8 protein-coding genes are annotated in these 8,753 nt (G+C 42.0%); 7 read left to right on the top strand and 1 reads right to left on the bottom strand.

The features are described from left to right. Nucleotides 1-283: transposase (locus JEQ21_RS09280; protein ID WP_199365242.1), on the top strand; the 283-nt coding region annotated here is incomplete at its 5' end. Nucleotides 284-921: 638 nt separating this feature from the next. Here JEQ21_RS09280 and tehB read toward each other — a convergent pair. Then, nucleotides 922-1,788 carry an SAM-dependent methyltransferase TehB gene (gene tehB / locus JEQ21_RS09275; protein ID WP_199365241.1) on the bottom strand — a complete coding sequence of 289 codons (867 nt, stop codon included), beginning with the start codon at nt 1,786-1,788 and terminating at the stop codon, nt 922-924. Between the two features lie 1,024 nt (nt 1,789-2,812). Here tehB and pyrH point away from each other — a divergent pair. From pyrH to JEQ21_RS09245, 6 genes are all read left to right on the top strand, one after another. Further along, nucleotides 2,813-3,556 (top strand): UMP kinase, encoded by a 744-nt coding sequence (pyrH, locus tag JEQ21_RS09270; RefSeq protein ID WP_196092164.1) that lies wholly within the window; start codon nt 2,813-2,815, stop codon nt 3,554-3,556. After that, the gene (gene frr / locus JEQ21_RS09265; RefSeq protein ID WP_199365240.1) at nt 3,553-4,110 is read left to right on the top strand and encodes a ribosome recycling factor; all 558 of its coding nucleotides are present in this window, start codon (nt 3,553-3,555) and stop codon (nt 4,108-4,110) included. Before pyrH ends, frr begins: the two co-directional genes overlap by 4 nt. A gap of 243 nt (nt 4,111-4,353) precedes the next feature. Next, entirely contained in the window at nt 4,354-5,226 is an 873-nt protein-coding gene (gene cvfB, locus JEQ21_RS09260; protein WP_199365239.1) for an RNA-binding virulence regulatory protein CvfB, read from the top strand. Then, entirely contained in the window at nt 5,219-5,434 is a 216-nt protein-coding gene (locus tag JEQ21_RS09255) for a YozE family protein (protein WP_199365238.1), read from the top strand. Before cvfB ends, JEQ21_RS09255 begins: the two co-directional genes overlap by 8 nt. A gap of 62 nt (nt 5,435-5,496) precedes the next feature. Next, nucleotides 5,497-6,480, top strand: a complete 984-nt coding sequence (locus JEQ21_RS09250; RefSeq protein WP_199365237.1) for a PhoH family protein — start codon at nt 5,497-5,499, stop codon at nt 6,478-6,480. 306 nt (nt 6,481-6,786) lie between these two features. Continuing rightward, a complete protein-coding gene (locus tag JEQ21_RS09245) occupies nt 6,787-8,301 on the top strand; it encodes an amidase family protein (protein ID WP_233340867.1) in 1,515 nt (504 codons plus the stop codon). The last annotated feature ends 452 nt before the right edge of the window (nt 8,302-8,753 follow it).

Below are 8,753 nucleotides of genomic sequence, written 5' to 3'. Positions count from 1 at the left end.
CAGACATTATGAATCAGGGAACTATCTAGCTAGAGAACACATTACAAAACGTGGGAACCCCTATGCCCGTAAAATTCTCTTCAAGTGTATTCACAATATTGTTTCAGCTAGTCGTACTAAACCCTGTCATATTGCGGATTTTTATGAGAAAAGAAAAAGACAATCGCCAAAGGGTTCTACAAAACCACATGCGATTGCCTCTATGCATCGGCTAATACGAACGATACATTACCTCATAACGCATAACAAACTTTACGACTACAATATCGCAAAAAGTCGATAAAGAAACTTATGCCATATCATTGTAGCACCTTGTGAAAAAAATGGCAAATCAGGGTGCTGTTTCAGTGTACCCTTTTTTAGGTAGTTATCTTTATTTTGGGAGTAAAATTACCTAAAAGTTGCCTGTGAGCAAGCCAATTATAAAGAGAAGGAAGATTCAGTGTAAAGGCACGCATACGCTCAAGGCCTTGACACAAAATCCCCTTCTCTTTGCTTCACAACTAGGCTCAGCAGGCATCAATCTGCCAAATAAATTGTCCTATTTTTAGAAAAATGGTTGACAAATGGTAGAAAAATCTCTGGGGGAGATTTTGAGCTTGCTGAGTACAACTTTCGAAGAAAGTTTCAAATAATACTCATTACATTTCAAAATCTGAATGTGTTAATCTTCTTCGCCGAACGATAGTTCAGCCTTCATCAGATTGATGGCAAGCGACGCTTGCTTCATTACCTATAAATTTTAATCCAATTCCTGGATTAAAATTCGTTTCAGATTTCGAACTGTTTCGAGTATAAGTACGGCAAGACGAGCTAATATAGTAATAAAAGATAAACTAAAAGAGTCTATTAATCCTCCTCGCCGAACCCTCGCTCTACCTTCATCGGATTACTTTTTCAGATTTCGAGCTATTTCGAGTATCAGCTTGGTTTTTTGGCGAGCATGGTTGCGAATTGAAGTTGGATAGGATTTCCTTGAGAATCTTCTTTATGGAGATGTCCAAGATTTTCATTGTATTTGATGAGCTCCCAGTCGTTGTAATAATGAGCTAATTCACCTTCTTTAAAGGTAAAGGGAAAAGCGATCGGGCAAGGGTGGCGCTCTGTATCCATAGCACAAACAATGAGATTATACCCCCCTGGTTTGGTTTGATCTTGCATGTTCTGAATGATGTCTGGAATTCGGCTGGCATCTAAAAACATCAGAACGACGGTTGAAAGAATCCAATCGTAGGATTTTTTGATGGAAGCCTCATGAATATCATAGCTTTCAAGGTTTAGAGGGATGTTTTCTTCGTCGGCGATTGCTTGAATATTGTTCAAGGCCTGTCCATCCTTGTCGACCGCTGTAACCTCTAACCCTTGGTGTGCCAGATATAAACTATTTCGACCGGAGCCACATCCCAAGTCTAATACTGTATGAGCCTGTATGATTGGGAGGGCCTCTAAAATTTCTGAATGCACAGCCCCGCAATTGTATTTTTTGACAAAGTAGTCCTCAGGACGACAGTAAAACTCTAAGTACCATTCCAAGGAATCTGATGCTACCTCTACACGGTGCCACTTTTGAGGTTCTACAAAAGGAATGGCATCTCCTGCCTTCCACAGGTGACTTTCCAGTATCTCTCCGTTTAAATCTAGAAAATGAAAACGCAAAGCTCCTTTCAGAATACGGATTTTCCCCCAAGTCCCTGCTTTGGTATTGTGCTGTCTTGTTACTGTCTGGGGCGTCGTTACCTGGGTCCAGATGGGCATACGTTTATAAGGAATGAGTTTATTTGTATTCATAGTCTACATCCTTTCTATGTTTATCATAGCTTATTTTGAAAGGGAATACAAATAATGTGAGAAAAATCTGTTTAGATTCACTTTCTATCAATTTAAAGTCTCTTGGATTATAGTTGTTATTGTGAATTTTTTTTGACGGGATGATTGGAGTGAAAGAACCTAGTTTTTGATGAATCCTGTGAAAAATGACCTTAAAAATGTGCTGCTTGAATCGTTAATGTTTAAAATATTTGGATAAGATGAAGGGGGAGAAAAGGTAAGACGGTGACTCCAAATCCACTGAGAAAGGAAATATAGTTTTCAGTATAAGGAAGCGAGTCGAAGACAGGTCAAAATCTTGAGGGAGATTTTGAGGTTGCTGATAAAACTTTCGAAGAAAGTTTCAAATAAGTACGACAAGACCAGCTAACATAATAATAAAAGATAAACGAAAAGAGTATAATACTCTAAATCTGACCGAATCAACAGTGATATGAACTTCGTTCAATTCACTAGAAACTCTAAAGGCATTCAACATGCCTTTGTACCTGAGCCTTAAAACAAGAAAGCGAAGACAGTCTGGGAAGAGACTGTTTGAACCCGAGCCTAACAATAAAAGAGCGAGCTCGGTTTGGGGATAAATTGTTTCAGCTTACAACTTGAAATAAAGACTTGAATAGTCTTTTAGTTTGATTTCAGTACAAGGCAGCGAGTCGCAGACAGTACTGAAATACGGCAAGACGAGCTAACACAGTAATAAAAGATAAACTAAAAGAGTATAACGAACCCTTTTGAAACGAAATGAGTTCTTCCCCCCCATTGCTTTAGTTCTGTCGGATCTCGCAATGAAATATGCTTGCGCGTTTTTATTTTCCAGGGGTAACGAGGGGCAAAAATTTGAAAAAGTGTAGTTTACCTTTGTAAAAATTGTAAATCGGACGATCTGCCCCCCTGTTTTGATAGGGATCGTTAATGAAAGCGAAAAGATTGCGACTCTATACGATATTTGTGTTACAATAGTTAGGACAAAAAAAGGAGAGGTAAGATGGTGAAACCTAAATACAATCGTGTCTTGATTAAGCTATCCGGAGAAGCCTTGGCCGGTGAACGCGGTGTCGGGATTGACATTTTAACGGTTCAAAAAATGGCGGCAGAAATTGCTGAAGTTCAGGCTGCGGGAGTGCAAATTGCCCTTGTTATTGGTGGCGGAAACCTTTGGCGGGGGGAGCCAGCAGCTGCGGCGGGTATGGACCGAGTACAAGCGGACTATACTGGAATGTTGGGGACCGTGATGAATGCCTTGGTGATGGCTGATTCCTTGCAACAAGTAGGTGTGGATACGCGTGTGCAGACTGCAATTCCAATGAACCAGGTTGCTGAACCTTTTGTCCGTGGTCGGGCACTTCGTCATTTGGAGAAGGGTCGGATTGTGATTTTCGGGGCGGGAACTGGCTCCCCTTATTTCTCAACCGATACGACAGCTGCACTTCGGGCAGCGGAAATCGAAGCTGAAGCCATTTTGATGGCTAAAAATGGGGTTGATGGAGTCTATAATTCCGATCCTCGTAAAAATGCGGATGCGATTAAGTTTGATGAATTGACCCACCGTGATCTTCTGAATAAAGGCTTGGCAGTTATGGATTCAACAGCATCTAGTCTTTCAATGGATAATGATATTGACCTTGTGGTCTTTAATATGAATGAACCAGGAAATATCCGCCGTGTTGTCTTCGGAGAACAAATCGGGACAACTGTTTCTAACAACTCACAAAAGGAGAATGATGAATGAGTAACGCAATTGTAACCAAAGCTCAAGAACGTATGAGCCAATCTCACCAAAGTCTTGCCCGTGAATTTGCATCGATTCGTGCAGGTCGTGCGAACGCAAGTCTCTTGGACCGTATCACTGTTGAATATTACGGTGTAGACACGCCTTTGAATCAAATCGCTTCTATCACAATTCCAGAAGCGCGCGTTCTTTTGGTAACACCATTTGATAAATCTTCTTTGAAAGATATTGAGCGTGCTTTGAATGCTTCAGATCTTGGCATTACACCTGCCAATGATGGTTCTGTGATTCGTTTGGTGATCCCTGCCTTGACAGAAGAAACCCGTCGTGATTTGGCCAAAGAAGTGAAAAAAGTTGGTGAAAATGCGAAAATCGCTATCCGTAACATCCGCCGTGATGCTATGGATGAAGCGAAGAAGCAAGAAAAAGCAAAAGAAATCACAGAAGACGAATTGAAAGGTCTTGAAAAAGACATTCAAAAAGTAACAGATGATGCTGTTAAGAAAATCGATCAAATGACAGCTGGTAAGGAAAAAGAAATCTTAGAAGTCTAATCCTCTATACAGTTTAAAATCTGAACATTGCCAAGCCGCTTTGGTGACCCTTCGTTCGACCAGCATCGGTAGCGATTGCATGCTTTGCATGCATCATGTAGATATAAATTTTAATTCAATTCCAGAATTAAAATTCTAGTCAGATTTCAAACTGTTTTGAGTCATTTGATTTTGACGTGAAATAGGTCTAAGTTCGGATAAGGAGGTTGGCGCAGCCAACCTCCTTTTGAAAAAGGAGTAGATATGGAAAGTTTATTGGCTACGTATTTGGTGGGCCTGATAACAGATGAAAATGATCAGTATTATTATGTTCAAAAAGAAGGGCAGACCTATGCTCTAGATAAAGCTGAAGGGAAGCATGCTCTAGGGGATTCTGTAAAGGGGTTTGCCTATGTGGATATGAAGCAGAAGCGGCGTTTGACAACGATTGAGGTAACAGCTGACCGGGAGAACTTTGGTTGGGGCCAAGTAACGGAGGTGCGCCGTGATTTGGGAGTATTTGTGGATACTGGTTTGCCTGACAAACAGTTTGTGGTATCTTTGGATATTTTGCCAGAGTTAAAAGAATTGTGGCCTAAGAAGGGAGATCGTCTCTACATTCGGTTAGAGGTTGATGCCAAAGAGCGGATTTGGGGAATTTTAGCTAGTCCGGAAGATTTTCAACGCTTGGCTGGGCCGGCTTATGACAATATGCAGAATCAAACTTGGCCTGCTATTGTTTATCGGTTGAAGTTAAGTGGGACCTTTGTGTATTTGCCTGAGAATAATATGTTGGGCTTTGTTCATCCGTCTGAACGTTTTGCAGAGCCTCGTTTGGGACAGGTTTTGGATGCGCGAGTGATTGGTTTTCGCCAAGTTGATCGGACTCTGAACCTCTCGCTCAAGCCTCGTTCCCATGAAATGTTGGCCAACGATGCCCAGATGATTGCCCAGTATTTGCAGTCCAATGGCGGCTTCATGACTTTGAACGACAAGTCTTCACCGCAGGCCATTAAGGAGACCTTCGGGATTTCTAAGGGGCAATTTAAGAAGGCCTTGGGTGGCCTCATGAAGGCTGGAAAAATCAAGCAGGATGAGTGGGGCACCGAGTGGATTGGGGAGGAAGATCATGCGTAAATCTTTCTACCACTGGCTCATGACCCAGCGAGATTCTAAGATGGATGTGGAGGCTGCTGCCTTGGCGGATCTGGTCTTTACCGAGACCGCCTTTCCCCGCCAAAGCAGTGATTTTGATCAGATTAGCCGTTATTTGGAGGAAGAAGCCTCTTTTGCCTTTAATTTAAGTCAATTTGATCGTATTTGGGAGACTTATTTATCCCATTGAGAAAAGACAAGGGGCTGGGAATTTGTTATACTGATAGGAAAGAAGCAAAAAAGGAGAATCGTTTGCAAGAATTTTCAACTGAGTTAACCTTAAACCACCCGGATGATTTGTTGCTCTTATTTGGTTCAAATGAGCGGAATCTGAAATTATTGGAGGATTACTTGGATGTGGTCATCCATGCAAGGACCGAGCGGGTACAGATTCTAGGATCCGAGGAGCAGGCTTTGGAGGCGAAAGCGATTATTCAGGCTCTACAGGTACTGGTAAATCGTGGTATGCAAATTGCTTTAACCGATGTTGTGACGGCCATGAATATGTCCAAGGAAGGTCGTCTCCACCAGTTTGTCGCTCTTTATGAGGAGGAAGTCCTAACAGATTTCCAAGGAAAATCCATTCGAATCAAGACTCCAGGGCAAAAACTCCTCGTTGATGCGGTTAAGAACCAGGATATTGTCTTTGGGATTGGTCCAGCCGGTACCGGTAAGACCTTTTTGGCAGTTGCCCTAGCTGTACGTGCCCTAAAGCGTGGACAAGTCAAACGGATTATTCTAACACGTCCGGCAGTTGAAGCCGGAGAAAGCTTGGGCTTTTTACCAGGAGACCTCAAGGAAAAAGTGGATCCATACCTTCGACCAGTCTATGATGCACTACATAAGATTCTTGGGAAAGAGCAGACTAACCGTTTGCTGGAGCGAGAAGTGATTGAAATTGCGCCGCTTGCCTACATGCGGGGGCGGACACTGGATGATGCTTTTGTCATCTTGGATGAAGCGCAAAATACAACCGTCCTGCAGATGAAAATGTTCTTGACTAGGCTAGGGTTTAACTCCAAAATGATTATCAATGGGGATACCAGTCAAATTGACTTACCTCATAAGCAAAAATCGGGGTTGCTGGATGCCATGGACAAGTTAAAACGCCTGCAGACCATTGGATTTATCCATCTGACAACGCAAGATGTTGTTCGTCATCCCCTGGTATCGCAGATCATCTCTGCCTATCAACCTAAAGACGTTACAGAAGAGAAGAATTCTTCAGCTCATTAGCCCTCAAAGATCCCAATCAGTTGAGATTGGGATCTTTGAGGTTAGGGTTCTGCAAAACCACTTAGAAACAGAATATACTCTTTGAAAATCAAATTTAAACGTTGTCAGTTTCGCCTTGTCGTACCCTAGTACTGTCTGCGGCTCACTTCCTAGTTTAATGTTTGATTTTCATTGAGTGTACTCTTTTAGTTTATCTTTTATTACTGTGTTAGCTCGTCTTGCCGTACTTCAGTACTGTCTGCGACTCGCTGCCTTGTACTAAAAGCAAACTAAAAGAATATATAAGTCAAAGAATAGGAAAAAAACATGAAGGTGAAAAAAATAGTTCTATGGGCCTCAGGTATTGTTCTTACTACCGCAACCCTCGGAGCGGCTGCTTTGTATCGATACTTCCAGTCGCACAAGCCAGCTAAGGAAGAGAGTCTTGCTTTTCGCAATCACCAGGTGATTGCGGCGATTGATCAGCAGCTGGCCGGGGTTGATATCGAGAGCGTGCGGGCAAAGGCCTACTTAATGGAACAAAAATCTCTCAGAGAGTTACAAGAGGTTTTGCGCCAAGGACACATTCGTCATCAGGATTTAGTCGCATGTTATCTCTTAAAGATCAAGGAAGATCAGAGTAGACAAGGCAACAATGCAGTGAGTGAAATAAACCCCACCGCCATGCTTGAGGCCCGGAAGTTTGATGAAAAGCAAGATAATCGGATTTTAGCAGGAATCCCAGTTTTGGTTAAGGAAAATATTAACACCAATAACATGCCGACAAGTGCGGGAGCTTATGGACTCAAAGATTTTATCCCTGTTAAAAATGCTCCTGTCGTTGACAAGCTTCTAGAGAATGGAGCGATCCTCTTGGGAAAGACCAACCTATCTGAGATGTCTTATTACATGAGTACAAAAAATCCAAGTGGCTATAGTGCTAAAAAGGGACAGACAACCAATCCCTTCAATCCTCTTGTGATAAGTCCTCTAGGATCCAGCTCTGGCAGTGCTGTTGCGATGGCGATGGATCTAGCAACAGTTAGCCTTGGAACGGAAACCTGTGGCTCTATAATAGCTCCTGCGAGTATTAACTCTGTTGTTGGCTACAAACCGACCCGTGGTGAGATCAACGGTGAAGGGGTCGTTCCGATTAGCTATGCTCTAGATACTCTCGGTCCCCTCACAAAGACAGTTGAAGATGCTTATTTAACTTACTGTGCTGCCAGTGACAAAGATCCTTCTCTTTCTTTAGAAACTGATTTTATCAAGGGGAAAAGAATTGGTCTTTTACATTCGGACAAAGATTTTGATAAGCGACTGATAGAGACTCTAGAAGATCTAGGAGCTCAAGTGGTATCTGTAGAGGTTGATACGCGTAAGATTGATTTGGAATTTATTCTAAAAAATGACTTTGAGAAAGATTTGAACGACTATTTAGAAACTGCAGGAGCACCGATTGATTCCTTGCGAGAACTGATTGAATTCAATAGGCAGGATCCAGAGGTGAGGATGCGCTATGGTCAGAATCTTTTGGAAAAAGCCTTGCGACCTAAACGAAACGATCCCAAAGTGAGACATATTATTCAAATCGCTCAAGACAAATTGAATCAGGTCATTGATAATCGGGAACTGGATATACTTGTCGCTAAAGACTACAGTAATGTTCTTCTTGCAGCTGTTGCTGGCGCACCGGAACTCACGGTTCCCTTTGGACGAATCAATGAAACACCAGTTGGAGCAACCTTCTTTGCCAAAGTAGGTGAGGATGAAAAGGTTATTCAGACAGCCTATAGCTTTGAACAGTTGACTCAACTACGAGCCCTACCAGGAGAAAAGTAATACTCGAAACAGTTCGAAATCTGAAACGAATTTTAATCCAAGAATTGGATTAAAATTTATAGGTAATGAAGCAAGCGTCGCTTGCCATCAATCCGATGAAAATAGTTCAACAGGTCTGGGAGACCTGTTGAATATTATCGCTAAAGCGTGCAAGGCACGCAATCAAAAGGGTTCGGCGAAGAGGATTATAGTCTTTTAGTTTACTTTTAGTACAAGGCAGCGAGTCGTAGACAGTACTGAAGTACGGCAAGACGAGCTAACACAGTAATAAAAGATAAACTAAAAGACTATAACACGTTCAGATTTTGAAATGCAATGATTATAACCCAAATTATTCATACCTAACTTAAAAACCTTCCAGAAACCGTATTGATTACAGGGTTTCTGGAAGGTTCTGCTTTTCACCCATTGGGTGAAACGTTCGACTAGACAAAAAAGGATTTCCCCTTTAT

The organism is Streptococcus sp. 121 (assembly GCF_016458205.1).
Taxonomy (GTDB): Bacteria; Bacillota; Bacilli; order Lactobacillales; family Streptococcaceae; genus Streptococcus.
The sequence above is the reverse complement of the archived record's forward strand: the minus strand, read 5'-3'. Positions and strand labels throughout refer to the sequence as shown.